Origin of the sequence: Paraburkholderia podalyriae, assembly GCF_014397785.1 — a bacterium.
GTDB lineage: Bacteria > Pseudomonadota > Gammaproteobacteria > Burkholderiales > Burkholderiaceae > Paraburkholderia > Paraburkholderia podalyriae.
This window is the reverse complement of sequence record NZ_VZQQ01000029.1, coordinates 26,342-50,731: the sequence shown is the minus strand read 5'-3', so window position 1 is coordinate 50,731 and position 24,390 is coordinate 26,342. Positions and strand designations below refer to the sequence as shown.

Genomic DNA, 24,390 nt, shown 5'->3' with positions numbered 1-24,390 from the left:
CGCGGCGGCCAGGTGAGGGCACAGGAGATGATGGAGCAGCAGGCGATCAAGGCCGTCGAATACGATCGGCCTCAGGCGCAAGGCACAACCTGCGGGATCGGTCAGGCATGGGCGAAGGTGCCCGAGACGCCGTCCGCGGAAGAGAAGCGCGCGCTGAAGGCGCGCATACGCGCGTTACTCGAGCGCGAGAAAGCGGTGCTGGTCGCGCATTATTATGTCGACGCCGAATTGCAGGCGCTCGCCGACGAAACCGGCGGCTGCGTGGCCGATTCATTGGAAATGGCGCGCTTCGGGCGCGATCACGAAGCGCAGACGCTGGTGGTCGCGGGCGTGCGCTTCATGGGCGAGACCGCAAAGATTCTCAGTCCAGACAAGCGCATTCTGATGCCGGATCTGGATGCGACCTGTTCGCTCGACCTCGGCTGTCCGGTCGACGAGTTTTCGGCGTTCTGCGACGCACACCCGGACCGCACGGTGGTCGTGTACGCGAACACGAGCGCGGCCGTGAAGGCGCGCGCGGACTGGATGGTGACGTCGTCGATCGGGCTGGAGATCGTTGCCGATCTGCATGCGCGCGGCGAGAAGATCATCTGGGCGCCGGACCGTCATCTCGGCAGCTACATCCAGGGCAAGACCGGCGCGGACATGCTGATGTGGCAGGGTTCGTGTCTCGTGCACGACGAATTCAAGGGCATCGAGCTCGATCTGCTGCGCACCGATTATCCGCACGCGAAGGTGCTCGTGCATCCGGAGTCGCCGGCCAACGTGGTCGCGCAGGCGGACGTGGTCGGCTCGACCACGCAGCTGATCGACGCCGCGCAGAAGCTCGACGCGACGCATTTCATCGTTGCGACCGACCTCGGCATCTTGCACAAGATGCAACTCGCCGCGCCCGGCAAGACGCTGATTGCCGCGCCGACGGCCGGCAACAGCGCGACCTGCAAGAGCTGCGCGCATTGCCCGTGGATGGCGATGAACGGCCTCGCCAACCTGGCCGATGTGCTCGAGCGCGGCCACAACGAAATTTTCGTCGATCGGGCGATTGGCGAGCGCGCGCGTCTGCCGATCGACCGCATGCTCGATTTCGCGGCGCGTCGCAAGAAGCGCGTGCAAGCGAGCGGCGATCTCGCGTGCGACGCGCAACTGTATTCGAATGTGGGGGCAGCGTAATGACGCTGGTGGGAAAGGCGCCTAAGCAGGCTGTGGCGCGTGAAGAGGTCAACGCGGTGTCGCCGCTTTTCGCGGAGATTCACGCGCAATACGGAGCGGCGTTCGACGCGGCGCTCGTGCGCATTGTCGCCGATGCGCTCGCCGAAGACATTGGCAGCGGCGATCAGACCGGCCGCCTCGTGCCAGCCGATGACGTCCGCAACGCGCGCATCATCGTGCGCGAGGATGCGGTGCTGTGCGGCGTGCCATGGTTCGACGCGGTGATGCGCTCGGTCGATCCGCGCATCGAAGTGCAATGGCGGTACCGCGAGGGCGAGCGCATGAGCGCCGACACGACGGTCTGCGATCTGCGCGGGCCGGTGCGTGCGTTATTGACCGCCGAGCGCAACGCGATGAATTTTCTACAGCTGCTGTCGGGCGTGGCGAGCGCGACGCGCCGCTATGTCGACGCTATTGCGCACACACGCACGCGCATTCTCGATACGCGCAAGACACTGCCAGGCTTGCGGCTCGCGCAGAAGTACGCGGTGCGCATCGGCGGCGGTGCGAACCAGCGGCTCGCGCTGTACGACGGCATTCTGATCAAGGAAAACCATATTGCCGCGGCCGGCGGCGTGGGTGCGGCGATGGACGCGGCGCTCGCGTTGGATGCGGGCGTGCCGATCCAGATCGAAGTCGAAACGCTTGAACAACTGGAAACCGCGCTCGCGCATCGCGCGCAGTCCATCCTGCTCGACAACTTCTCGTTCGACATGATGCGTGACGCAGTTCGTATCACGGCGGGACGCGCGGTCCTCGAGGTGTCCGGCGGCGTCAATTTCGACACCGTGCGTACGATCGCTGAGACGGGCGTCGACCGCGTGTCGATCGGCGCGCTGACCAAGGACGTGCGCGCGACCGACTACTCGATGCGGATCGTTTGAGCGCCGCGCGTTTTGGCGCAGCAACCAACGCTCAAGACGACTGAACAAGGCCGTTGCAGGAGCATCTCGGCAACGGCCTTGTCGTTTACGGCGCCGTTTCAGCGCATGTTTCGACGCAATGCCATCAGGCATTCGGCCTGCGCACATACTCCGGCGACAGCACCGTCGGTAGCGCCTTGGGCAATGCGGCCGGCCAGTCGCGGCTGAAATGCAGGCCGCGGCTTTCGCGCCGCGAGCGCGCGCCGTCGACGATCAGCGACGCCACGTCGACCAGATTGCGCAACTCCAGCAGATCGCGGCTCACCTTGAAGTTTGTGTAGTACTCGTGGATCTCATCGCGCAGCAGCGCGAGCCGATGCTTCGCGCGCTCGAGCCGCTTGTCGGTACGCACGATGCCGACGTAGTTCCACATCAGCCGGCGCAGTTCATCCCAGTTGTGCGCGACCACGACCTCCTCGTCCGGATCGGACACGCGGCTTTCGTCCCAGTCCGGCAGCGGCGCGTGGACGGCGGCAGCAAAACCTTCCGCTTCGATCGCCTCGGCGGCCGAACGGCCGATTACGAGGCATTCGAGCAGCGAATTGCTGGCGAGCCGGTTCGCGCCGTGCAGGCCAGTGCACGACGTTTCGCCGACCGCATAGAGACCCGCGAGATCAGTGCGTCCAGCCAGATCGGTGACGACGCCGCCGCACGTGTAATGCGCAGCCGGCACCACTGGAATCGGCTCTTTTGTGATGTCGATGCCGAACTCGAGGCAGCGGGCAAGGATTGTCGGGAAATGCTGGTGAAGGAACTCGGCCGGCTGGTGGCTGATGTCGAGGTACACGCAATCGATGCCCCGTTTCTTGATCTCGAAGTCGATCGCTCGCGCGACGATATCGCGCGGCGCAAGCTCCGCGCGCTCGTCGTGATTGGGCATGAAGCGCGTGCCATCCGGCAGCTTCAGGATGCCGCCTTCGCCGCGTACGGCTTCCGAAATCAGGAACGACTTCGCGTATGGGTGGAACAGGCACGTCGGGTGGAACTGGATGAATTCCATGTTCGACACGCGGCAGCCGGCGCGCCATGCCATCGCGATGCCGTCGCCGGTCGCGGTGTCGGGGTTGGTCGTGTACAGATAGACCTTGCCGGCGCCGCCGGTCGCGAGCACCGTATGTGGCGCTTCGATCGTGACGGTGCGGCCGCTTTGCAGATTGAGTGCATACAGGCCGTGGCAGCGGCGGCCGGGCAGGCCGAGGCGCTCGGAGGTGATCAAGTCGATCGCGTGATGGTCTTCGAACAGCTTGATGTTCGGATGCTGGCGCACCTGTTCGCTGAGCGTGGCGACGACCGCGTGGCCGGTCGCATCGGCCGCGTGAATGATCCGGCGGTGGCTATGACCGCCTTCGCGCGTCAGATGAAAGCCTAGCTCTGCGGCGTCGTCTTTCGTGAACGGCACGCCCTGTTTGATCAGCCATTCGATCGCGGCGCGCCCATGCTCGACGATAAAGCGCGTCGCCGCCTCGTCGCACAGGCCGCCACCTGCGCTCAGCGTGTCGCGCACGTGATTCTCGACGCTGTCCGCGGAATCGAGCACCGCGGCGATGCCGCCTTGCGCCCAGTCGCTCGCGCCCTCGGTCAGCGATCGCTTGGCGATCACAGCGACGCGCCGTGTCTGCGCGAGATTGAGCGCGACGCTCAAACCAGCCAGACCGCTACCGACAATCGCCACATCGAATTCCATTGCCCACATCTCCGTCTTTCGTTTTGCGATGACGGCGCGCCAGTCGCGCGCCGCGAAAACGTCAAAGGATACGCGCCGCGACGCACTAGCGAAAGCTGGCCAAACGGAATAGGGCGATTCCGCGCGCGCATTGCGACGCTATCAAGAGGTCCGCGCAAAAACAAAAAAGCCTCGCACGTATGCGAGGCTTTTCATGTTTTTGCCTTCGTCAGGCTGGAGAGTCAAGATTACTTGATCTTGGTTTCCTTGTAGTCAACGTGCTTGCGGATGACCGGATCAAATTTCTTGATCAGCATCTTTTCCGGCATGTTGCGTTTGTTCTTCGTGGTCGTGTAGAAGTGACCCGTGCCTGCGGTCGATTCCAGCTTGATCTTGTCGCGTGCGCCTTTGGCCATGATTTACTCCTTAGGCTTCACCGCGTGCGCGCAGGTCTGCGAGCACAGCGTCGATACCGTTCTTGTCGATCAGGCGCAGGCCGGCGTTCGAGAGGCGCAGACGCACCCAACGGTTTTCGCTTTCTACCCAGATACGGCGGTTTTGCAGGTTCGGCAGGAACCGGCGCTTGGTCTTGTTGTTCGCGTGGGAAACGTTGTTGCCGCTCATCGGCGCTTTCCCAGTTACTTGGCATACGCGTGCCATGAGAGCACTCCTAATACGCTAATTCTGAGTTCGAACGCCGTGAAAGTTTCCCGAAAAGAGCCGTGCTGAGGGCGTGCGAAGTTGCATAGAGGCACTTCGTTACCACAGCCGCCCGACCTTTGCGGAACGCCTTAATGGCTTCGGAACAGGGGGTTGGAAATAGGAAAACCGGAATTCTAGCAGAAAAAAAGCCGCAAAATCAAACCTTATTTGCGATGCGTGATACAGCTGCGGTGCAGCGGGCCTTCCGCTTCCCGCGCTCGAGCGGGCTTGCGCGCGAGCCCCGGCCAGCCAGCTCGGGCAAACGAATATACACTGTCCGCGCCGATCACCAAGTGATCAATCAGCTGCACATCGACGAGCGCGAGCGCATCGCGCAGCGTCTGCGTGAGGCGGCAGTCGCTGGCGCTCGGCTCAACGGCGCCGGACGGATGATTGTGCGCGACGATCAGGCTGGCCGCGTTGGCGGCGAGCGCCCGCCGCACGATCTCGCGCGGATAGACGGCCATGCGCGTCAGCGAGCCGCGCGCGCTTTCCTCGCAGCGAATGAGCTGATGCCGCGCGTCGAGAAACAGCGAGACAAACACTTCCTGCGGCTGTCCGCCGACCAGAAGGCGCAGATAGCTTTCGACCGCTTCGGGGGAATTCATCAGCGGGCGCTTGCGCATCTTGTCGACGAGCGAGCGGCGCGCCATTTCCATGATGGCGAGCAATTGCGCCTTTTTCGCGGGGCCGATACCGCGGATGCCGTCGAACTCCGCATAAGTTGCGTCGAGCATCGCGCGCAGTGAACCGAAGCGATCGAGCAGCGCCCGCGCGACGCTGAAGACGTCGTGGCCGGGCAGGCCGGAGCCGAGCACGAGCGCGATCATTTCGGTGTCCGACAGCACGTGGGGGCCCTGGTCGATCAGCCGTTCGCGCGGCATATCGCGCCGGTGCCATTTGCCGCGGAACAGTTGCGGCCGGCTGCGAGCGGTCGAGCCGGCGGCTTCCGAAGCAGCACCGGCCGACCCATTCGCCGCGGCTGTCGCGCCGGCTCTCGCGCGTGCCCGCGACTTCGGCCGCACCGTTGCCGCAGGTGTTTCGTCGATTGTGCTGGCGAAATCAGCCATATATATAGAGTCCTCCGCGTAGGGTTGATGGCGCGCGCGGCGCAACGCGCCGCCGGGCCGTGCCGCCGTCGCGCGCGACGGACTCAAGCCGGCGCCCGCTAGGTGGCTTACAATAGACGCTTTGCGCACGTCACCCCGACGGTTAGCCACACGCGTCGACTGCGCCCGCGGCGCACGCGTGCAGCGCGCTTCGACTGAGCGAGCATTGCATGAGCATCATCGATATTTCCGAGGTGAAACCCGGTTCACACGTCACGCTGCATTACCGGCTTTCCCTTGCCGATGGCGCCGAAGTGATCAACACGTTCAACGACAAGCCGGCCACGCTGCTGCTCGGCGCCGGTCAACTTGCACCGCCGCTGGAAGATATTTTGCTGGGTTTGAAGGTGGGCCACCATTCGACCTTTCAGCTAGCGCCGGGGCAGGCGTTCGGTCCGCGCAATCCGGATCTGATCCAGCGCGTGTCCCTCGCCACGCTGCGGGAGAACAGCATGATCGGCGAGGATTTTTCCCCGGGTGACCTGGTCGAATTCAACGCGCCGGCGGGCGGCCGCTATGCCGGCGTGCTGAAGGAAGTCGGCGAAACGTCGGCCCTGTTCGATTTCAATCACCCGCTTGCCGGCCAGGCGCTGGCGTTTGAAGTGAAAATCATCGGGATTCTGTAAACATGAGCATCACGGATACGACTCTTGCCGAAGCGGAGATCCTGCTGGCCCAGCCACGCGGGTTCTGCGCCGGCGTCGACCGGGCGATCGAGATCGTCGAGCGGGCCATCAAGCTGTATGGCTCGCCGATCTACGTGCGTCACGAAATCGTCCATAACGCCTATGTGGTCGAAGACCTGCGCAAGAAGGGCGCGATCTTCATCGAGAATCTGGACGAAGTGCCGGCGGGCAACACGGTGATCTTTAGCGCGCACGGCGTGTCGAAGGCCGTGCGCTCGGAGGCCGAGTCGCGCGGGCTGCGGGTATACGACGCCACCTGTCCGCTCGTGACCAAGGTGCATATCGAAGTCGCGAAGATGCGCCAGGACGGTTTCGACATCGTGATGATCGGCCACAAGGGCCACCCGGAAGTCGAAGGCACGATGGGCCAGGCGGCCGAGGGCATGCATCTCGTCGAGGACATCGAGGATGTGCAGGCGTTGCAGCTCGCCGATCCCGAGCGGATCGCGTTTGTCACGCAAACCACGCTGTCGGTCGACGACGCCGCCGAGATCATCGGCGCGCTAAAGGCCAAGTACCCGTCCATCCGTGAGCCAAAGAAGCAGGACATCTGCTACGCCACGCAGAATCGCCAGGACGCCGTGAAGTTCATGGCGCCGCAGTGCGACGTCGTGATCGTGGTCGGCAGTCCCAACAGCTCGAATTCGAACCGCTTGCGCGAGCTCGCCGAGAAGCTCGGCGTGCCAGCCTATATGGTCGATTCGCCCGATCAGATCGATCCGGTCTGGGTCGAGGGCAAGCACCGCATCGGCGTGACGGCTGGTGCGTCCGCGCCGGAGGTGCTGGCCCAAGCTGTAATCGCGCGTCTGCGCGAACTGGGTGTGCGCAACGTGCGCGCGCTCGAGGGCATCGAGGAGAACATCGCGTTCCCGCTGCCGCGCGGGCTCGGTCTGCCTGCCTGACAATCCGTTAGCATCGCTGAAAGGAAAGCGCGCCCCGAGGGCGCGCTTTTTTTATGGCTCAAGCCCGGTGATCGTCCAGGTAAATTAGGTGCCAGATCCGACGAATTTGTCCGGTTCGATGATCTCGCGCAGAAATTATTTTGAAACGTGATCAGGTCTTTTATTGATTTTCAAGCGATGCAGCCCCGTTTTAAGCTCACTACCGTGCCACGGCAAAATTAATCATGCACTGACTTAGTGCAAGCGAGCGAGCGCGCGCTCAAACGTCATACCGACGCAAAGCCCGCCCTATCCTGCATCCAGACCGATCGGCCGCAACACTTGATGCCATCGGGCTCTGTGACGGTGCAACTGGTGCGCGAAAACGGGTAGCAACCGGGTTGCGCTTTTTGCGTCATTTCAGTCTCCGATTCAGGTTGCAATGCAGGAAAACCCCACCGGTTCAACAATATTGCCACCCGCATAATTGGAGTTACAATGCGCGCGTTCTCAAGGCCTTCAGGTCCCGAACAATGGATTTTGCAAGGCGCAGGAGACCTTACTTGATGCGAGTCAAATTTGCTTACGCCGTGTCCATCGCGGCCGCGGTTGCGATGCTGACCGCGTGCGGCAAGAAACAGGATGGCGAAGCGGGAACGGGCGCATCGGCGGCTTCGGCCGCGGCGGTCGCCGCCGCGAGCGAAGCGACTATCGTGAAGATCGGTCATGCGGCCCCGTTGACGGGCGGCATCGCGCACCTGGGCAAGGACAACGAAAATGGGGCGCGCCTCGCGGTCGAGGAAATCAACGCGCAAGGTCTGACGATCGACGGTCGCAAGATCCAGTTGCAGCTAGACGCGCAGGACGATGCGGCGGACCCGAAAACCGGCACCGCCGTCGCGCAGAAGCTGGTCGACGATCACGTGGTCGCGGTGATCGGGCACCTGAACTCCGGCGTCTCGATTCCGGCGTCGAAGATCTATAGCGACGCGAACATCGTGGAGATCTCGCCGTCGTCGACGAATCCGGCCTACACACAGCAGGGGTTCAAGACGACCTACCGCGTGGTCGCGACCGACGCGCAGCAGGGTCCGGCGCTCGCCAATTACGCGACGAAGGCGATGGGCGCCAAACGCATCGCGGTCGTGGACGATGCGACCGCCTACGGCAAGGGTCTCGCGGACGAGTTCGCGAAGACCGCCGAGGCGAGCGGCGCGAAGATCGTCGCGCGCGAGGCGACGAACGACAAGGCCACGGATTTCCGGGCCATTCTCACGAAGATCAAGAGTGTTCAGCCGGACGCCATCATGTTCGGCGGCATGGACGCGACGGGCGGGCCGTTCACGAAGCAGGCGGCGGCGCTCGATATCAGGGCAAAAATCCTTGGCGGCGACGGTGTGTGTACCGACAAGGTAGGTGAGCTGGCGGGTACCGCCGTGCAAAACCTGGTCTGTTCGGAAGCAGGACTGGCGCTTTCGAAAATGGACAAGGGAGCGGACTTCGAAAAGAAGTACGAGGACCGTTTCCACACGCCGGTGCAGATTTACGCGCCGTTCACGTATGACGCTGTGTATGTGATCGTCGATGCAATGAAGCGCGCTAATTCTATCGAGGCGCCCAAGGTGCTGGCTGCGATGCCTTCGACCGATTACAACGGGGTAATCGGCCACATCGCGTTCGACGACAAGGGTGATTTGAAAGAGGGCGCCATTACGCTTTACGACTTCAAGGACGGCAAGAAAGCAGTGCTCGACGTCGTAAAGATGTGATGACGGGAAGTTCGGCCTGACGGCACCGACACCATCCAACGGTGCCGTTTTTGCATCCGCCCAAGGGGCGCTCGCGACCGCATCACGGTCGTCAGGGCAAGCCGGCAGCGGATAACCCTTACCGGTCTTTTACATCAGTACCCGCAGTGCCGTTGAGATTCGTAGCGCATCACCGCCCACCGGCAGATGAAAAACGCGAATCCAGTCGCACGGGCTAAGGAGCATTAAATGGATATCTTCATCCAGCAGATCCTGAATGGACTGGTGCTTGGCAGTGTCTACGCCATCATCGCACTGGGCTATACGATGGTTTACGGCATTCTGGGCATCATCAACTTCGCTCACGGCGACGTGTTGATGGTGGGCGCGATGGTTGCGCTCTCCGCCATAGGTGTGCTGCAGAACCACTTCCCCGGCCTCGGCAATGTGCTGACGCTCGTCATCGCGTTGATCATCGCGGCGGCGGTCTGCGCGGTGGTCGGCTACACGATCGAGCGGGTCGCCTACCGGCCGTTGCGGCGCGCACCGCGTCTCGCGCCGCTGATCACCGCGATCGGTGTGTCGATTCTGCTGCAGACGCTCGCGATGATGATCTGGTCGCGCAATCCGCTGCCGTTCCCGCAGCTGTTGCCCACCGACCCGATCAACGTGATCAAGGCGACCGACACGACGCCCGGCGCCGTGATCTCGATGACCGAAATCGTGATCATCGTGGTGGCGTTCCTCGTGATGGGCGGCCTGCTGCTGCTCGTGCACAAGACCAGGCTCGGCCGTGCAATGCGCGCGATCGCCGAAAACCCGAACGTCGCGAGCCTGATGGGTGTGAGCCCGAACTTCGTGATTTCGGCGACCTTCATGATCGGCTCGGCGCTGGCTGCGCTCGCCGGCGTGATGATCGCGTCCGAATACGGCAACGCGCACTTCTACATGGGCTTCATCCCTGGCCTGAAGGCCTTTACCGCGGCGGTGCTGGGCGGTATCGGCAATCTCGGCGGCGCGATGGTCGGCGGTGTGCTCCTCGGCCTGATCGAGCAGTTGGGCGCCGGCTATATCGGCAACCTCACGGGCGGCGTGTTCGGTAGTAACTACCAGGACGTGTTCGCGTTCATCGTGCTGATCGTCGTGCTCGTGTTCCGTCCGTCGGGTCTGCTCGGCGAACGTGTCGCGGATCGCGCCTGATCCCGGGCCACAAGGAGTCAACAATCATGACCTCAATTCAACCGATCGAGCCGTCCACGACGCTCATCCCCGAAAAGAACCGCACGAAGACGCTGACCATCGGCATCCTCACGGCGATCTTCGTGATCGCCGCGCCGATGATGATCGGCGCGGCGGGCGGCAACTACTGGGTCCGCGTGCTCGACTTCGCGATGCTGTACGTGATGCTCGCGCTGGGCCTGAACGTGGTGGTGGGCTTTGCCGGCCTGCTGGACCTGGGCTACATCGCGTTCTACGCGATCGGCGCCTACGTCGCGGCGCTGCTGAGCTCGCCGCACCTCGCGACGCAATTCGAGTGGATCGCGCATCTCGCGCCGAACGGCATCCACGTGCCGATCTGGATCATCGTGCCGATCGCGATGGCGATCGCCGCGATGTTCGGGATTCTGCTCGGTGCGCCGACGCTGCGACTGCGGGGCGACTACCTCGCGATCGTGACCCTCGGCTTCGGGGAAATCGTGCGGATCTTCATGAATAACCTCGACCGTCCGGTGAACATCACCAACGGCCCGAAGGGGATCACGGGGATCGACCCGGTGCAGGTCGGCGGCTTCAGCCTCGCGCAGACGCACACGCTGTTCGGCATGCAGTTCCCGTCGGTGTACCTGTACTACTACCTGTTCGTGCTGTGCGCGCTGCTCGTGATCTGGACGTGTACGCGTCTGCAGCATTCGCGTATAGGCCGCGCGTGGGCCGCGATCCGCGAAGACGAAATCGCCGCCAAGGCGATGGGCATCAATACCCGTAACGTCAAGCTGCTCGCGTTCGCGATGGGCGCGTCGTTCGGCGGCCTGTCGGGCGCGATGTTCGGCTCGTTCCAGGGCTTCGTGTCACCGGAATCGTTCACGTTCTGGGAGTCGGTCGTGGTGCTCGCCTGCGTGGTGCTCGGCGGCATGGGCCACATTCCGGGCGTGATCCTCGGCGCGGTGCTGCTGGCGGTGTTCCCCGAGTTTCTGCGCTCGACGATGGGTCCGCTGCAGAACATGATCTTCGGCCATGAAATCGTCGATACCGAAGTGATCCGTCAGTTGCTGTACGGTCTCGCGATGGTCGTGATCATGCTGTATCGCTCGGAAGGCCTGTGGCCCGCGCCGAAGCACGAAGACAAGATTGCGAAACTGGCGAAGCGTAGCGGCAAGAAGCCGGTGCGCGCATAAGGTCCGGTGGAGATAAAGACATGAGCGATAACGTAAGCAACAATGCGGCGATCCGTCTGTCGGTGAAGGGCGTCAACAAGCGCTTCGGCGGCCTGCAGGCGCTTTCCGAGGTCGGCCTGCAGATCCGCGCGGGCGAGATCTACGGTCTGATCGGCCCGAACGGCGCCGGCAAAACCACCTTCTTCAATGTGATCACGGGTCTGTACACGCCGGATTCAGGCGAGTTCAAGCTCGACGGCGAGAACTACACGCCGACCGCGGTCTATCAGGTCGCGAAGGCGGGCATCGCGCGCACGTTCCAGAACATCCGTCTGTTCGGCGGCATGACCGCGCTCGAAAACGTGATGGTCGGCCGTCATGTGCGCACGAAGCACGGTCTGCTCGGCGCGGTGTTCCAGACGCCGGCCGAACGCCAGGAAGAGCGCGAGATCAAGGAACGCGCGCTCGAACTGCTCGACTACGTCGGCATCACGCAGTACGCGGACTACACGTCGCGCAACCTGTCGTACGGCCACCAGCGTCGTCTGGAGATCGCGCGTGCATTGGCGACCGATCCGAAGCTGCTCGCGCTCGACGAACCGGCGGCCGGCATGAACGCCACCGAGAAGGTCGAGCTGACCAGGCTGCTCGACAAGATCCGCGCGGACGGCAGGACGATTCTGCTGATCGAACACGATGTGAAGCTCGTGATGGGCCTGTGCAACCAGATGACGGTGCTCGACTACGGCAAGGTGATTGCGCAGGGTCTGCCGCAGGACGTGCAGAAGGATGCGAAGGTGATCGAAGCTTATCTGGGTGCGGGGGTCCACTGATGTCCACGACGCAAGCAATGTTGAAAATCAAGGGCCTGCAGGTCAACTACGGTGGCATCCAGGCGGTCAAGGGTGTCGACCTCGAAGTCGGGCAGGGCGAACTCGTCACGCTGATCGGCGCGAACGGCGCGGGCAAGACCACGACGATGAAGGCGATCACGGGCCTGAAGGCGTATGCGGGCGGCGACATCGAGTACATGGGTCAGTCGATCAAGGGGCTGCCGGCGCACGAGTTGCTCAAGCGCGGTCTCGCGATGGTGCCGGAAGGGCGTGGCATTTTCGCGCGCATGTCGATCGTCGAGAACATGCAGATGGGCGCGTATCTGCGCAACGATGAGGATGGCATCAAGTCGGACGTCGAGCGCATGTTCGGCTTCTTTCCGCGTCTGAAGGAACGCGCGACGCAATACGCGGGCACGCTGTCGGGCGGCGAGCAGCAGATGCTCGCGATGGCGCGCGCGATCATCTCGCGTCCCAAACTGTTGCTGCTCGACGAACCGTCGATGGGTCTGTCGCCGATCATGGTCGAGAAGATCTTCGAAGTGGTGCGCCTGATTTCGGGCGAAGGCATGACCGTGCTGCTCGTCGAGCAGAACGCGCGTCTCGCGCTGCAGGCGGCGAATCGCGGTTACGTGATGGACTCCGGTCTGATCACGATGTCGGGCGACGCGAAACAGATGCTCGACGATCCGAAGGTTCGGGCCGCCTATCTGGGTGAATGAGTGGGCGAATAAAGTAGGTGATGAGCAGGGCGCGTGCCATTCGCGTACACGTCCTGCTTGCAACGCGCCTCACGATGCAACGTCGTGGGGCGCGTTTTATTTTTTCGGTTGGAGCGTGAATTAAGGGAGTCGCCCGATAACCGCGCTGATTTCGTCTTTTGTGAACGCACGCAGCGTTTGAGAGCGGACATTGCCGGCCGAGCCGAGCGCGAAACCGAAGGCGAGGAAGCTCTGCTCGTCTGCCGCTTCGACGATCGAGACAACGTCGTATTCCCCCAAGGTCCAGTAGATCTGCTTCATTTCGCAGCCGAAAGTTTTCGCCATCTCTGCCGCCTGCCCGGCTCGCTGTGCGCTGTTCTTGATCGTGCGGATACCCTGATCCGTAAATTGCAGGAGCACCACATAAGTCGCCATGAAGATTCCCCTTACGATTCCAACATGTTGGGACTCGGACGCATGAGCCGCCCCGGCGAGGGTCCCGAATCGCCGCAAACCTGTCTTTCCAGCCCCGGCGTCGTCTCGTGCGTAAACGAGTTTAGACAATCCACCTGCCCGCCATCCGATGTTTGTCCGAATCCGCCGATATCTGCCGCTCGTTGGAGAACCATTGAAAAGGCCGCATACGCCAATCAGCGCATGCGGCCTTTTTAATCAGGCGTGCGACGCGAATCAAGCCGCCGGAGCCGCGTCCGCGTATTCGCCGAGCCGCTTGCCGAGGCTGATCACCGCATCGGCGCGATAACCGAGCGCATCGTAGAACGCGCGCACCTCAGGCGTCGCCGACGATAGCACCTGCAGATTCAGCTTCGGACAACCCAGCTTCGTCAACTCGCTCTCGACGTGCGCGACGAGTCGCGTGCCGATGCCATGACGCCGCAGCGATGCGTCGACCGCTAGCGAATACAGCCAGCCGCGGTGTCCGTCATAGCCGCCCATCACGGTACCGACGATTCGGCCCTCGAGCACCGCGACGAAGAACAGCTCCGGCTGCGTCGCGAGCTTGTTCGCGATCGACAGACGCGGATTGCGCTGCGGTCTCGTCACATCCCGATACTCGGGAAAAACCGCCTGCCATAGCGCGATCACCGCCTCGGTATCGCTCGCGTCGAAGCGGCGGATCGACAGCGTCGTGTTCGTCGTCACCGGTGCGCTCCGTGGTTGATTACAGCGAGTCGAGAACCGAGCGCAGCATCGCCAGCATCTGGTCGATCTCTTCGGTCGTCACGTTAAGCGCCGGCATGAAGCGCAGCAGATTCGGACGTGCGGCGTTCAGCAGCACGCCGTCGGGTTGCATGTCGCGCGCCTTCTCGACGATCTGGTTGCCGATGTCCTTGCCGAGCAGCAGCGCGCGCAGCAGACCCTCGCCGCGCTCGCACTTGAAGCCGCGCTCTTCGGACAGCTCGAGCAGCTTCGTGCGCAGATATTCGCCACGCGAGCGCACGCCTTCGAGAAAGCCCGGCGCCGTCAGCTGCGAAATCACCGAGTAGCCGACCGCGGTCATCAGCGGATTGCCGTTGTAGGTGCCGCCCTGGTCGCCCGCTTCGAACACGGCGATTTCCGCCTTCGACAGCAGCGCCGCGAGCGGCACGCCGCCGCCGATGCCCTTGCCGAGCGTCATGATGTCCGGCTCGACGCCCGACAGCTGATACGCGAACAGCGTGCCGGCGCGACCGCAGCCGCTTTGCACTTCATCGACGATCAGCAGGATGTCGTGTCTTTTCGTCAGCTCGCGCAGTTGCTGCATGAACTCGCGGGACGCGGGGATCACGCCGCCTTCGCCCTGGATCGGCTCGAGCATCACTGCGACGGTCTTCGCGTTGATCAGCTTTTCCACCGACGCGATGTCGTTCAGGTCCGCCTTCGGGAAGCCCGGCACCTGCGGCGCATAGATCGTGTCCCAGCCGGGCTTGCCGCTGGCCGACATCGTCGCGAGCGTGCGGCCGTGGAAGCTGTGATCGAACGTGATGATCTCGAACGCGCCGTTCTTGAACTTTCTGCCCCACTTGCGCGCGAGCTTGATCGCGCCTTCGTTCGCCTCGGCGCCGCTGTTCGCGAAGAACACCTTGTCGAAGCAGCTGTGTTGCGTGAGCAGGTCCGCGAGCTTTGCCATCGGCTCGTTGTAGAACGCCGGCGACGGGTTGATCAGCAGCCTGGCCTGCTGGTTCAGCGCTTCGATCATGCCGTCGTTGCAGTGGCCGAGGCTGTTGACCGCCCAGCCCTGAATGAAATCCAGGTAGCGCTTGCCGTTGCTGTCGTAAATCCACGAGCCTTTGCCATGCGTGAAAACGATTTCGGGCCGGTTCGTGATGTACATCAGCGAATCGATTGGATACTCATTGAAATTCATGACGGCAGGCTCCAGGGCAAAAGGGTGAGAGCAAGGTGAAGAAACGGTGACGGTTTGGCCAACGAAACTCGGCCGGAAAAACAGAAAAGCCACGGCATGCCGTGGCTTTCATGATTCGAACAGCTTGCGCCCAGGTTTGTGTGTGGCGCGAGTCCGTGACGAAGCCAGCGGCGTCCCTAGGGGAGCGGCGAGCGGCGACGTCGGAGTTCGGACTGGATGCGGTTCATGCGCGAAAGAATACGATAAGAAAAGTGCTGGTGTAAACCATGAATTTGCCCTGGCGCCGCATCGAGGCGAATTTGCCGACACGTCGCGACATTGACATGTTCGGCGCGAACGGCCCACGCGAGCGCTCATTCAAGCGCGCGGGCGGGCCGTTTGCCGCGGTGCGATCAGACCGCGTTCGCGAGATCGGCCGCGCTCGTGAACGAGTCCGCGTAGAACTCGTCTTCCGGCAGCTTGTGATGCTGCGTGAAGTCGCGCAGCGCCGATTCAACCATCACCGGCGCGCCGCACGCATACATCTGGTAGGCCGACAGGTCGGGCAGATCTTCGATCACCGCGCGATGCACGAAGCCCGTGCGGCCCGTCCACGCGTCGCTTGCGTCGGGCTCGGAGAGCACCGGCACGAACTTGAAGTTCGGAATCTCGCGCGCCCACTGTTCGGCGAGTTCGAGCAGATACAGGTCTTTCTTGCGGCGCGCGCCCCAGTAGAGCGTCATGGGCCGCGTGATGTTCTTGAACACCGCATGCTCGACGATCGCCTTCAGCGGCGCGAAGCCGGTGCCCGACGCCAGCAGCACGATCGGCTTGTCCGAGTCTTCGCGCAGGAAGAATGTGCCGAGCGGCGCCTCGAAGCGCAGGATGTCGCGCTCCTTCATCGTGTTGAACACGTGATCGGTGAAGGCGCCGCCGGGCATGTGGCGAATGTGCAGCTCGATCGGGCCCTCGACGTGCGGCGCGTTCGCCATCGAATAGCTGCGGCGCTTGCCGTCCTTCAGGATGAATTCGAGGTACTGGCCGGCCAGATATTGCAGACGTTCGTTGGCGGGCAGTTGCAGCTTCACGACGATCACGTCGTCGGCCTTGCGCTCGATCGCGTTCACGCGGCATGGCAGCTTCTTGATCTGCACGTCACCGACGCCGGCCACTTCGCGGATGTCGACTTCGAGATCGGAGCACGCGGTCGTGCAGCACAGCAGCGCCATGCCGCGCGTCTTTTCGTCGTTCGACAACGCCGACGACGAGTGCGCGCGCTGCTCGACCTCGCCGCTCACGACCGTGCCCTTGCACGAACCGCACGCGCCGTTCTTGCACCCGTACGGCAGGCCGACGCCTTGACGCAGGGCCGCGGAGAGCACCGGTTCGTCCTGTTCTACCTGAAATTGCCGGCCGGTTTGCCGGAGCGTGACGTTAAATGCCATAAAGTGTTCGGAATCGAAAAGTCGGAATCGTAATCGGACCCGCCGGACCAACCGCGCGGTACCTGTTGCGTATGACCGCTACAATGCGTCCACCATGAAAGCGACACGACACTTGCGCCGGCCGCGCGTACTGATCGTAGGATGCGGCGACGTCGGCATGCGCTGCGTGCCTCTATTGCGGCCGCGCGCGCACGTCTTCGCGTTGACGAGCCATGCCGGGCGCTGCGACGAGTTGCGCGCCGCCGGCGTGACGCCGCTCGTCGGCGATCTCGACGCGCGCCGCAGCCTCAAACGGCTCGCGCGCCTCGCGCCGACAGTGCTGCATCTCGCGCCGCCACAGAAGTCCGGCGACGATGATCGACGCACTCGCGCACTGTTGGCGACGCTAGGTGCCGCGGGCCGCATTGGCGCTTGCGCGGCAAGGTCGTCCGTGGTGCCCATCGCGCGGCTGCGCCGTGCGCGCGCCTCAGTTCGGGACGCTGAAGCGCCCAATATTGTACCCGACGGGGTGCGCCGGGCCGGCGCTTCGCGCGCACCGGTGCGCATCGTTTACGCGAGCACGACGGGCGTCTACGGCGATTGCGGCGGCGCGTGGATCGACGAGACACGCGCGACGCGTCCCGCGAATGCGCGCGCCACGCGACGCGTGTCCGCCGAGCGGCAGTTGCGGCGCGCGACCGCGCGTGGCAGCGTCGCCGCGAGCATCGCGAGGATTCCGGGCATCTATGCGCGCAACCGGCTGCCGCTCGCGCGGCTCGAAAAAGGAACGCCGGCGCTCGTCGATGCCGACGACGTGTACACGAATCACATCCACGCCGACGACCTCGCCGCGATCCTCGTGCGTCTTGCCACGCATGGGCGACCCGGGCGCGCACTGCACGCCTCCGATGATTCGTCGCTGAAGATGGGGCAGTATTTCGACGCGGTCGCCGACGCGTTCGGGCTCGCGCGTGCGCCGCGCATCACGCGCGTGCAGGCGGAGCAGCAGATCGACCCGATGCTGCTGTCGTTCATGCGCGAGTCGCGCCGGCTCTTGAACCGGCGTCTGAAGGAAGAGTTGCGGATGCGTCTGCGCTATCCGAGCGTCGACGATTTTTTGCGCGAAACCGTGGGCAAGGGCGGCCAGGCCGCACCGCATTAAGCCGCCGCGCAAAACGCGCCAGGCGGTCCACCCGGCATCAGGTCAGCGACGGCAGCACTTCCAGCAACAGAAAACACAGCATGCCGCCGAGCAGCGCGCCGATCAGATTCGGATGGTACTTGTGCCGCAGCCGCATGATCACCAGCGATCCGCCAACCAGCAGCAGCGCAAACCAGATAAACGCAAACATCGCGTGCGAAAACGCCATCGTGCCGGCGATATGCATGGCGCGCCTCCTCGAAGCCTTTGTAGTCGTTTATTCAAGCAAGTATAGGGCGACATGCATGCCACGGCATGCTGCATCGCCACCGCCTATGTGCGCCGCACCGCAATGCGCGCGGGCTTTCTGCGGCGCATCAAGGGCTTAGACCGGCACTCGCTGCGCGGTAGTCGTTTACCCGGCCCGCAGCGCGGCGAGGCCCGCTTCGTCGAGCCATTGCCATGCGCCGGGCGCGAGTGCCGCGGGCAGCGCGAGCCCGCCGATCCGCTCGCGATGCAGCGCCTCGCAGCGGTTGCCCGAGGCCGCGATCATCCGTTTGACCTGGTGGTATTTGCCTTCGAGCACGGTGAGCGCGAGCGTGTGAGTGTCGCGCGCCTCGGCGTCGAGCGCGGCGCTCGGGCTGATCTCGCCGTGCAGCAGCACGCCGTCGCGCAGCGCGGCAAGCTGCGCGTCGTCGAGCGGATGGCGCATGGTCGCGATGTAGCGCTTCGGCACCTTGCGTTTCGGCGACGTGAACTGATGCACGAACTTGCCGTCGTCCGAGAGCAGCAAGAGGCCCGTGGTGTCCTGATCGAGACGGCCGACACACTGCACGCCGCGCTCGGCGAACTGCGGCGGCAGCAGGCTGAACACGCTCAGGTGATGCTGCGGATCGCGCGAGCATTCGTAGCCGACGGGCTTGTTCAGCAGCAGATACGCGTGCTCGCGATACGGCCATTCGACGCCGTCGACGCTAAAGCGCAACGCGCCGCTGTCAGTGGCGAAATCGGCATCGGCATCGGTGCGGATAGCGCCGTCTACGCAGACGCGGCCGGCGCCGATCAGCGCGCGGCATTGGCGACGCGAACCGAAACCTTGAGTAAAGAGAATACTTTCGAGATTCATGGCGAGCGAAGAATAACACCGCAAGAACCGGAGCGCCCCGCGGGCCCGTAGCGTCGACGATGGATGCGTCACGTCAACCTCGGGAGTGCCTCGATGTCCGCCACGTCTTCCGCTTCGCCGTTTTCATCTTCCACCGCGCAACGTCTGCCCCGCGCGTTCCAGCGCCTCGCCTGGTCGAACCTGTGCGCGCAATCGGCCGAGCAGATCAGCCTCGCCGCCGCGCCGCTCGTCGCGGTGTTCGCGCTCGGCGCCAACGCACGCGACACCGGACTGCTGCAAACCGTGCAGACGCTGCCGTTCCTGTTGCTGTCGATGCCGCTCGGCGTATGGGCCGACCGCCGCTCGCGCCGCGTGCTGATGACGCTGGCCGAAAGCGTGCGCGTCTGCGCGATGCTGTGCGTGCTGCTGCTCGTGCTCACGCATGCGCTGAATCTGCCGCTGCTCGGCGCGCTCGGCTTCGTCGCCGCGACCGGCACGGTCGCCTACAACGTCGCGGCGCCGTCGCTGGTGCCGTCGATCGTGTCGCGCGAGCTCTATGCGAACGCGAACGGCCGGCTCGAACTCGCGCGCAGCGTCGCGTACTCGGCCGGGCCGGCGCTGGGCGGCGCGCTGGTCGGCTGGATCGGCGCGGGTTGGGCGTATGGCGGCGCGGTGGTGTTGTCGGCGTTCGCGGTCGCGTTGCTGGCGGGATTGCGGGAGCCGCCGCGGGCGGCTACGCCGCGGCGGCACTTCATGCTGGAGCTGCGCGACGGCACGCGCTTTGTGCTGCGCGATCCGCTGCTGCTGCCGATGCTGCTCACCGCCGTGTTCTTCAATCTCGGCTTCTTCATCCTGCAGGCGGTCTATGTGCCGTATGCGGTGCATCGGCTGGGGCTCAATGCATCGGCGGTCGGCGTGACGCTCGGCGCGTACGGCGTCGGCATGGTGTGCGGCGCGCTCGCCGCGCCCGCGGTCGCGCGGCGTCTCGCGTTCGGCCGTCTGCTGATCGTCGGACCGTCGTGCGGCCTGCTGGCATCGCTCGTGATGGCAGCGACGCTCGTCGTTCCATCGTTCTGGCTCGCGCTCGCGAGCTTCTACCTGCTCGGCGCGGGACCGATCCTGTGGGTCGTCGGCTCGACGACGCTGCGTCAGGCGATCACGCCGGAACGGATGATCGGCCGCGTGTCCGCGCTGATCAGCACCGCCACCTACGGTGCGCGGCCGGTGGGCGCGCTGCTCGGCGCCGCGCTCAGCGCGCGCTGGAGCATCGACGTGTGCCTGATCGCGGCGGCGTTCGCGTTTGCCGTGCAGGCGCTGATCATCGTGATGTCGCCGGCGGCGCGGCTCATGGGCATCCCCGAGCAGAGCGCGGCGGCGTGCTGAGCACGGTGAAAACCCTCGAAACGATGAAAATGAATTTTTTTTGGCGTGGGTTTCATGTAAATATTCTTTCATCCGATACGCATTGAACAGCCACGCCGGTCCGTTCGCATGATCCATCACTCGTCCGCTGTGCCGAACCCCGCCGAGCAGGCCATTGCCACGCGCATCACCGCCGCGATGCCGACGCTCACGCCGATCCACCAGCGCATGGGCGAGTACGTGCTGGCCCATCTGTTCCGTGCGGCGACGATGCGTATCGACGAACTGGCGAGCGTGGTCGGCGCGTCGGTCGCGAGCGCGAACCGGTTTGCGCGCGCGCTCGGCTTCGACGGTTATCCGCAGTTTCGCGAGGCGCTCGTGCGTGGCTTCGAGGCGACGCTCGCGCCGGTCGAGCGGCTGCGCAGCGCGCAGGAAACGCTCGCGGCCGGTGACGATCTGATCGACGCGTCGCTCGAGCAGGCCGCCAACAATCTGCAGACGACGCGTACGTCGATCGATCGCGCGAGCGCCGACGCCGCCGTCGACGCGATCATCGCCGCGCGCCGCGTGTTCGTGATCGGCTTCGGCGCCAGCGCGTTTCTGGCGAGCCTGATGGAGCACGGCCTGAGCCCGTATCACGACAACGTGCATTCGCTGGCGCTGATCGGCGGGCCGTCGCATGCGGCGCGGCACCTGGTGCGCTCGGGTGCGGGCGATCTCGTGATCGGCATCGCGTTTCCGCGCTATGTCGAGGACACGATCGAGCTCGTGCGCCGCGCGTCCGAACGCGGCGCGCGCGTGCTGGCGCTCACCGACGGTCCACGCTCGCCGCTCGTGCAGTGCGCGGACCTGGCGCTGTATGTGCGCACCGACCGGCGTCTTGCGTCGAATGCCGATTCGGCCGTGCTCGCGGTCATCGAGGCGTTGTGCGACGCGGTTGCGTATCGCGCGCAACGCTCGGTCAAGGCGGCCGCGGAGGTCAGCGAGTTCGTGCTGCCGTGGCTGTTCGATCCGCAGTCCGGCGCGGCCGGCGCCGCGCAGGCCGACAACGCCAAAGCCAAAGCCAAAGCCAAAAGCATGAAAGCCAGCGATACCGAAGCAAAAGCCAGCACTGCAGCCCGCCCTGCCCGAACCAACCGCACTCCACGATCCAAACGATGAACTCCAACGCAGTCATTGCCATTCACGGCGGGGCAGGGACGATCCTGCGCGCGTCGATGTCGGCCAGCGCCGAAACCGAATATCACGCGGCGCTCAATGCGGTGCTGAGCGCCGGCCAGCGCGTGCTCGCCGATGGCGGCAGCGCGCTCGACGCGGTCAGCGAAGCGGTGCGGCTGCTTGAAGACTGCGCGCTGTTCAACGCGGGTCACGGCGCGGTCTACACGGCGGCCGGCACGCACGAGCTCGACGCCGCGATCATGGATGGCCGCACGCTCGACGCGGGCGCGGTCTGCTGCGTGAAGCGTGTGCGCAATCCGGTTCTTGCCGCGCGCCGCGTGCTCGAGCGCAGCGACCACGTGCTGTTCACCGGTGAAGGCGCAGAGGCGTTCGCGGCCGCGCAGGGTCTCGAACTCGTCGACAACGGCTACTTCGATACCGACGCGCGCTATCGCCAATGGCAGCTCGCGCGCGAGCTGCAGCGTCCGATGCTTGATCACGACGCCGCGACGCTCGCGTGCGCGGCTTCGAGCAACGACGAGCCGACGCCGCACGAGCCGATCGATCCGAACCGCAAGTTCGGCACCGTCGGAGCGGTCGCGCTCGACCGCCACGGGCATCTCGCCGCGGCGACCTCGACCGGCGGCGTGACTAACAAGCAGGTGGGCCGCGTCGGCGACACGCCGCTGATCGGCGCGGGTTGCTACGCGGACGACGCGACCTGCGCGGTGTCGACTACCGGCTCCGGCGAAATGTTCATGCGCATGGTCGCCGCCTATGACGTCGCCGCGCAGATGGCCTATCGCCAGGTCTCGCTCGAACAGGCCGCCCACGACGTCGTGATGAACCGCCTGCCGAAGATCGACGGACGGGGCGGACTCGTCGCCGTCGACGTGCAGGGCAACGTCACGCTGCCGTTCAATACCGAAGGCATGTACCGCGGTTTCGCGCGGTTGGGCGAAGCGCCCGTGACGGCGATCTATCGCTAGCCACCGGCGGGCGTCGCCACCTGGCCTGAAGCCCTTGAAGCCCTGTTAGCCGCGTTCGAATTCAAAGCAAAGGAATCACCGTGCCGACTTCCTCGCACACCGCCCGCCCGCTTATCGAAACCCTGCCGCCGCGTCGCGTGCTCGCGGTCGACGATCTGACGGTCGCGTTCCGCCACGGCGACGCAAGCTTCAACGCGGTGCGCAACCTGTCGTTCACGGTCGAGCGCGGCGAGACGCTCGCGATCGTCGGCGAATCGGGCTCGGGCAAGTCGGTCACGTCGCTCGCGCTGATGCGCCTGATCGAGCATGGCGGCGGGCGTGTTGCCGGCGGCAGCATCGCGTTCCGGCGGCGCGACGGCAGCGTGCTCGATCTCGCGAAGGCGTCGTCCGGCACGATGCGCACGGTTCGCGGCGCCGACATCGCGATGATTTTCCAGGAGCCGATGACCTCGCTCAATCCGGTCTTCACGGTCGGCGATCAGATCAGCGAGGCGATCGCGTTGCACCAGGGCAAGAGCCGCGAGGCCGCGCGGGCCGAAACCTTGCGTCTGCTCGCGCTGGTTCGGATTCCCGAGGCGAAGCGCGTGGCGGCGCGTTTCCCGCATCAGCTGTCGGGCGGTATGCGCCAGCGCGTGATGATCGCGATGGCGTTGTCGTGCAAGCCCGCGCTGCTGATCGCCGACGAGCCGACCACCGCGCTCGACGTGACGATCCAGGCGCAGATCCTGCAACTGATCCGCGGCCTGCAGGACGAGATGGACATGGGCGTGATCTTCATCACGCACGACATGGGCGTGGTCGCCGAAGTGGCCGACCGCGTGCTCGTGATGTATCGCGGCGACAAGGTCGAGGAGGGCGCGTCGAACACGCTGTTCGCCGCGCCATCGCATCCGTACACGAAGGCGCTGCTCGCGGCGGTGCCGCGGCTCGGCTCGATGCAGGGCACCGATCAGCCCGCGCGCTTCCCGATCCTGAGCGTCGAGCCGGCCGGTGCGAACGGCGCCGATGCCGCGGTGCAGCCCGCCGCGGCCGTCGCCGAAGTAGCGCAGCCTCCGGTGCGCGACGACACGCCGCCAATTCTGCGCGTGCGCGATCTGGTCACGCGCTTTCCGGTTCGCAGCGGCCTGTTCGGCCGCATGACGGGCCGCGTGCATGCGGTCGAAAAAGTCAGCTTCGACCTGCGCCCCGGCGAGACGCTCGCGCTGGTCGGCGAATCGGGCTGCGGCAAGTCGACCACGGGCCGCTCGCTGCTGCGGCTGGTCGAAAGTCAGAGCGGCCCGATCGAATTCGCTGGCAAGGAAATCAGTTCGCTGAGCGGGCCCGCGTTGCAGGCGCTGCGTCGCGATATCCAGTTTATTTTCCAGGACCCGTTCGCGTCGTTGAATCCGCGCTTGACCGTCGGCTTCTCGATCATGGAGCCGCTGCTCGTGCATGGTGTCGCGCAGGGTGCAGAGGCGCAGGCGCGCGTCGCGTGGCTGCTCGAGAAAGTCGGCTTGCCGGCCGAGGCCGCGCGCCGCTATCCGCACGAGTTTTCGGGCGGACAGCGTCAGCGTATCGCGATTGCCCGTGCGCTCGCGCTGAATCCCAAAGTCGTGATCGCCGACGAATCGGTGTCCGCGCTCGACGTCTCCGTGCAGGCGCAGATCGTCAATCTGATGCTCGATCTGCAGCGCGAGCTCGGCGTCGCGTATCTGTTCATTTCGCACGACATGGCGGTCGTCGAGCGCGTGTGTCATCGCGTCGCGGTGATGTATCTCGGCCAGATCGTCGAGATTGGGCCGCGCCGCGCGGTGTTCGAGGCGCCGCGGCATCCGTACACGAAGAAGCTGATGAGCGCGGTGCCGGTCGCCGATCCCGCGCGACGTCACGCGCAGCGCATGCTCGCCGCCGACGATATTCCGAGCCCGATTCGCGCGCTGCACGACGAGCCGGTCGTCGCGCCGCTCGTCGCGGTGGGACCGGATCACTTCGTCGCGCAGCATCGCGTCGGCGGCGCCTATTGAGCGAAGCACCCAACCATAACGACTTCGTCAC

General features: G+C 64.6%; 24 protein-coding genes. 14 read left to right on the top strand and 10 right to left on the bottom strand.

Translation table 11 applies throughout. From position 1 onward, the window contains the following. The first annotated feature begins 30 nt into the window (after nucleotides 1-30). On the top strand, nucleotides 31-1,170 hold the full coding sequence (gene nadA / locus F6X42_RS27335; protein WP_187637202.1) for a quinolinate synthase NadA: 1,140 nt from the start codon (nucleotides 31-33) through the stop codon (nucleotides 1,168-1,170). Next, entirely contained in the window at nucleotides 1,170-2,093 is a 924-nt protein-coding gene (gene nadC, locus F6X42_RS27330; protein WP_187637181.1) for a carboxylating nicotinate-nucleotide diphosphorylase, read from the top strand. Before nadA ends, nadC begins: the two co-directional genes overlap by 1 nt. Before the next feature lie 124 nt (nucleotides 2,094-2,217). Here nadC and nadB read toward each other — a convergent pair whose 3' ends face one another. From nadB to radC, 4 genes are all read right to left on the bottom strand, one after another. Next, on the bottom strand, nucleotides 2,218-3,816 hold the full coding sequence (gene nadB / locus F6X42_RS27325) for an L-aspartate oxidase (RefSeq protein WP_187637180.1): 1,599 nt from the start codon (nucleotides 3,814-3,816) through the stop codon (nucleotides 2,218-2,220). Between the two features lie 227 nt (nucleotides 3,817-4,043). Next, complete coding sequence (gene rpmG / locus F6X42_RS27320) at nucleotides 4,044-4,211, bottom strand: 50S ribosomal protein L33 (protein WP_008919555.1); 168 nt, start codon at nucleotides 4,209-4,211, stop codon at nucleotides 4,044-4,046. A 10-nt stretch (nucleotides 4,212-4,221) separates the two neighbouring features. Continuing rightward, nucleotides 4,222-4,455 (bottom strand): 50S ribosomal protein L28, encoded by a 234-nt coding sequence (gene rpmB, locus F6X42_RS27315; protein WP_187637179.1) that lies wholly within the window; start codon nucleotides 4,453-4,455, stop codon nucleotides 4,222-4,224. Between the two features lie 206 nt (nucleotides 4,456-4,661). Next, on the bottom strand, nucleotides 4,662-5,567 hold the full coding sequence (gene radC, locus F6X42_RS27310; protein ID WP_187637178.1) for a RadC family protein: 906 nt from the start codon (nucleotides 5,565-5,567) through the stop codon (nucleotides 4,662-4,664). 209 nt (nucleotides 5,568-5,776) lie between these two features. On the opposite strand from radC, the gene F6X42_RS27305 reads away from it, so the two are divergent. The 7 genes from F6X42_RS27305 to F6X42_RS27275 all read left to right on the top strand — a co-directional run bounded on the left by F6X42_RS27305 (nucleotide 5,777) and on the right by F6X42_RS27275 (nucleotide 12,851). Continuing rightward, on the top strand, nucleotides 5,777-6,232 hold the full coding sequence (locus F6X42_RS27305) for an FKBP-type peptidyl-prolyl cis-trans isomerase (protein ID WP_187637177.1): 456 nt from the start codon (nucleotides 5,777-5,779) through the stop codon (nucleotides 6,230-6,232). A 2-nt stretch (nucleotides 6,233-6,234) separates the two neighbouring features. Beyond that, complete coding sequence (gene ispH, locus F6X42_RS27300) at nucleotides 6,235-7,194, top strand: 4-hydroxy-3-methylbut-2-enyl diphosphate reductase (protein WP_187637176.1); 960 nt, start codon at nucleotides 6,235-6,237, stop codon at nucleotides 7,192-7,194. A gap of 545 nt (nucleotides 7,195-7,739) precedes the next feature. Further along, nucleotides 7,740-8,942, top strand: coding sequence for a branched-chain amino acid ABC transporter substrate-binding protein (locus tag F6X42_RS27295; RefSeq protein WP_187637175.1), 1,203 nt, complete (start codon nucleotides 7,740-7,742; stop codon nucleotides 8,940-8,942). A gap of 228 nt (nucleotides 8,943-9,170) precedes the next feature. Then, nucleotides 9,171-10,121, top strand: a complete 951-nt coding sequence (locus F6X42_RS27290; RefSeq protein ID WP_187637174.1) for a branched-chain amino acid ABC transporter permease — start codon at nucleotides 9,171-9,173, stop codon at nucleotides 10,119-10,121. 26 nt (nucleotides 10,122-10,147) lie between these two features. After that, nucleotides 10,148-11,317, top strand: coding sequence for an ABC transporter permease subunit (locus F6X42_RS27285; RefSeq protein ID WP_187637173.1), 1,170 nt, complete (start codon nucleotides 10,148-10,150; stop codon nucleotides 11,315-11,317). A gap of 20 nt (nucleotides 11,318-11,337) precedes the next feature. Beyond that, the gene (locus tag F6X42_RS27280; protein ID WP_187637172.1) at nucleotides 11,338-12,129 is read left to right on the top strand and encodes an ABC transporter ATP-binding protein; all 792 of its coding nucleotides are present in this window, start codon (nucleotides 11,338-11,340) and stop codon (nucleotides 12,127-12,129) included. A 17-nt stretch (nucleotides 12,130-12,146) separates the two neighbouring features. Next, a complete protein-coding gene (locus F6X42_RS27275) occupies nucleotides 12,147-12,851 on the top strand; it encodes an ABC transporter ATP-binding protein (RefSeq protein WP_376776435.1) in 705 nt (234 codons plus the stop codon). A 120-nt stretch (nucleotides 12,852-12,971) separates the two neighbouring features. Here the strand turns inward: F6X42_RS27275 and F6X42_RS27270 are convergent, their stop codons facing one another. The 4 genes from F6X42_RS27270 to F6X42_RS27255 form a co-directional block, all read right to left on the bottom strand. After that, nucleotides 12,972-13,265, bottom strand: coding sequence for a GYD domain-containing protein (locus F6X42_RS27270; protein WP_187637170.1), 294 nt, complete (start codon nucleotides 13,263-13,265; stop codon nucleotides 12,972-12,974). Between the two features lie 255 nt (nucleotides 13,266-13,520). Then, nucleotides 13,521-13,994, bottom strand: coding sequence for a GNAT family acetyltransferase (locus F6X42_RS27265; RefSeq protein ID WP_187637169.1), 474 nt, complete (start codon nucleotides 13,992-13,994; stop codon nucleotides 13,521-13,523). Nucleotides 13,995-14,013: 19 nt separating this feature from the next. Further along, nucleotides 14,014-15,198: an acetylornithine transaminase gene (locus F6X42_RS27260; protein ID WP_187637168.1), complete on the bottom strand. Its 1,185-nt coding sequence runs from the start codon at nucleotides 15,196-15,198 to the stop codon at nucleotides 14,014-14,016. Between the two features lie 392 nt (nucleotides 15,199-15,590). Continuing rightward, on the bottom strand, nucleotides 15,591-16,622 hold the full coding sequence (locus tag F6X42_RS27255) for a CDP-6-deoxy-delta-3,4-glucoseen reductase (RefSeq protein ID WP_187637167.1): 1,032 nt from the start codon (nucleotides 16,620-16,622) through the stop codon (nucleotides 15,591-15,593). Between the two features lie 94 nt (nucleotides 16,623-16,716). Here F6X42_RS27255 and F6X42_RS27250 point away from each other — a divergent pair, with 94 nt between their 5' ends. Further along, complete coding sequence (locus F6X42_RS27250; RefSeq protein ID WP_187637166.1) at nucleotides 16,717-17,763, top strand: NAD-dependent epimerase/dehydratase family protein; 1,047 nt, start codon at nucleotides 16,717-16,719, stop codon at nucleotides 17,761-17,763. 37 nt (nucleotides 17,764-17,800) lie between these two features. On the opposite strand, the gene F6X42_RS27245 is transcribed toward F6X42_RS27250, so the two are convergent. Both F6X42_RS27245 and F6X42_RS27240 read right to left on the bottom strand, forming a co-directional pair. Beyond that, nucleotides 17,801-17,989: a hypothetical protein gene (locus F6X42_RS27245; protein WP_187637165.1), complete on the bottom strand. Its 189-nt coding sequence runs from the start codon at nucleotides 17,987-17,989 to the stop codon at nucleotides 17,801-17,803. Nucleotides 17,990-18,157: 168 nt separating this feature from the next. Next, nucleotides 18,158-18,868 carry a pseudouridine synthase gene (locus F6X42_RS27240; RefSeq protein WP_187637164.1) on the bottom strand — a complete coding sequence of 237 codons (711 nt, stop codon included), beginning with the start codon at nucleotides 18,866-18,868 and terminating at the stop codon, nucleotides 18,158-18,160. A gap of 93 nt (nucleotides 18,869-18,961) precedes the next feature. Here F6X42_RS27240 and F6X42_RS27235 point away from each other — a divergent pair, with 93 nt between their 5' ends. The 4 genes from F6X42_RS27235 to F6X42_RS27220 all read left to right on the top strand — a co-directional run bounded on the left by F6X42_RS27235 (nucleotide 18,962) and on the right by F6X42_RS27220 (nucleotide 24,359). After that, nucleotides 18,962-20,230: an MFS transporter gene (locus F6X42_RS27235; RefSeq protein ID WP_187637163.1), complete on the top strand. Its 1,269-nt coding sequence runs from the start codon at nucleotides 18,962-18,964 to the stop codon at nucleotides 20,228-20,230. A gap of 108 nt (nucleotides 20,231-20,338) precedes the next feature. Then, nucleotides 20,339-21,370, top strand: coding sequence for a MurR/RpiR family transcriptional regulator (locus F6X42_RS27230; protein ID WP_187637162.1), 1,032 nt, complete (start codon nucleotides 20,339-20,341; stop codon nucleotides 21,368-21,370). Beyond that, nucleotides 21,367-22,356 (top strand): isoaspartyl peptidase/L-asparaginase family protein, encoded by a 990-nt coding sequence (locus F6X42_RS27225; RefSeq protein WP_187637161.1) that lies wholly within the window; start codon nucleotides 21,367-21,369, stop codon nucleotides 22,354-22,356. The genes F6X42_RS27230 and F6X42_RS27225 overlap by 4 nt, the downstream gene beginning before the upstream one ends. A gap of 80 nt (nucleotides 22,357-22,436) precedes the next feature. Then, nucleotides 22,437-24,359: a dipeptide ABC transporter ATP-binding protein gene (locus F6X42_RS27220; protein WP_187637160.1), complete on the top strand. Its 1,923-nt coding sequence runs from the start codon at nucleotides 22,437-22,439 to the stop codon at nucleotides 24,357-24,359. The last annotated feature ends 31 nt before the right edge of the window (nucleotides 24,360-24,390 follow it).

What these genes read in the sequence shown, in the direction of transcription:
- F6X42_RS27295 (WP_187637175.1), top strand. Translation starts at nt 7,740, where the DNA reads ATGCGAGTCAAATTTGCTTACGCCGTGTCCATCGCGGCCGCGGTTGCG.
- F6X42_RS27270 (WP_187637170.1), bottom strand. Translation starts at nt 13,265, where the DNA reads ATGGCGACTTATGTGGTGCTCCTGCAATTTACGGATCAGGGTATCCGC.
- nadA (WP_187637202.1), top strand. Translation starts at nt 31, where the DNA reads ATGGAGCAGCAGGCGATCAAGGCCGTCGAATACGATCGGCCTCAGGCG.
- nadB (WP_187637180.1), bottom strand. Translation starts at nt 3,816, where the DNA reads ATGGAATTCGATGTGGCGATTGTCGGTAGCGGTCTGGCTGGTTTGAGC.
- F6X42_RS27250 (WP_187637166.1), top strand. Translation starts at nt 16,717, where the DNA reads ATGAAAGCGACACGACACTTGCGCCGGCCGCGCGTACTGATCGTAGGA.
- F6X42_RS27305 (WP_187637177.1), top strand. Translation starts at nt 5,777, where the DNA reads ATGAGCATCATCGATATTTCCGAGGTGAAACCCGGTTCACACGTCACG.
- F6X42_RS27225 (WP_187637161.1), top strand. Translation starts at nt 21,367, where the DNA reads ATGAACTCCAACGCAGTCATTGCCATTCACGGCGGGGCAGGGACGATC.
- F6X42_RS27275 (WP_376776435.1), top strand. Translation starts at nt 12,147, where the DNA reads ATGTTGAAAATCAAGGGCCTGCAGGTCAACTACGGTGGCATCCAGGCG.
- F6X42_RS27230 (WP_187637162.1), top strand. Translation starts at nt 20,339, where the DNA reads ATGATCCATCACTCGTCCGCTGTGCCGAACCCCGCCGAGCAGGCCATT.
- rpmB (WP_187637179.1), bottom strand. Translation starts at nt 4,455, where the DNA reads ATGGCACGCGTATGCCAAGTAACTGGGAAAGCGCCGATGAGCGGCAAC.
- rpmG (WP_008919555.1), bottom strand. Translation starts at nt 4,211, where the DNA reads ATGGCCAAAGGCGCACGCGACAAGATCAAGCTGGAATCGACCGCAGGC.
- F6X42_RS27280 (WP_187637172.1), top strand. Translation starts at nt 11,338, where the DNA reads ATGAGCGATAACGTAAGCAACAATGCGGCGATCCGTCTGTCGGTGAAG.
- F6X42_RS27285 (WP_187637173.1), top strand. Translation starts at nt 10,148, where the DNA reads ATGACCTCAATTCAACCGATCGAGCCGTCCACGACGCTCATCCCCGAA.
- F6X42_RS27235 (WP_187637163.1), top strand. Translation starts at nt 18,962, where the DNA reads ATGTCCGCCACGTCTTCCGCTTCGCCGTTTTCATCTTCCACCGCGCAA.
- F6X42_RS27240 (WP_187637164.1), bottom strand. Translation starts at nt 18,868, where the DNA reads ATGAATCTCGAAAGTATTCTCTTTACTCAAGGTTTCGGTTCGCGTCGC.
- F6X42_RS27245 (WP_187637165.1), bottom strand. Translation starts at nt 17,989, where the DNA reads ATGCATATCGCCGGCACGATGGCGTTTTCGCACGCGATGTTTGCGTTT.
- F6X42_RS27260 (WP_187637168.1), bottom strand. Translation starts at nt 15,198, where the DNA reads ATGAATTTCAATGAGTATCCAATCGATTCGCTGATGTACATCACGAAC.
- F6X42_RS27290 (WP_187637174.1), top strand. Translation starts at nt 9,171, where the DNA reads ATGGATATCTTCATCCAGCAGATCCTGAATGGACTGGTGCTTGGCAGT.
- ispH (WP_187637176.1), top strand. Translation starts at nt 6,235, where the DNA reads ATGAGCATCACGGATACGACTCTTGCCGAAGCGGAGATCCTGCTGGCC.
- F6X42_RS27255 (WP_187637167.1), bottom strand. Translation starts at nt 16,622, where the DNA reads ATGGCATTTAACGTCACGCTCCGGCAAACCGGCCGGCAATTTCAGGTA.
- radC (WP_187637178.1), bottom strand. Translation starts at nt 5,567, where the DNA reads ATGGCTGATTTCGCCAGCACAATCGACGAAACACCTGCGGCAACGGTG.
- nadC (WP_187637181.1), top strand. Translation starts at nt 1,170, where the DNA reads ATGACGCTGGTGGGAAAGGCGCCTAAGCAGGCTGTGGCGCGTGAAGAG.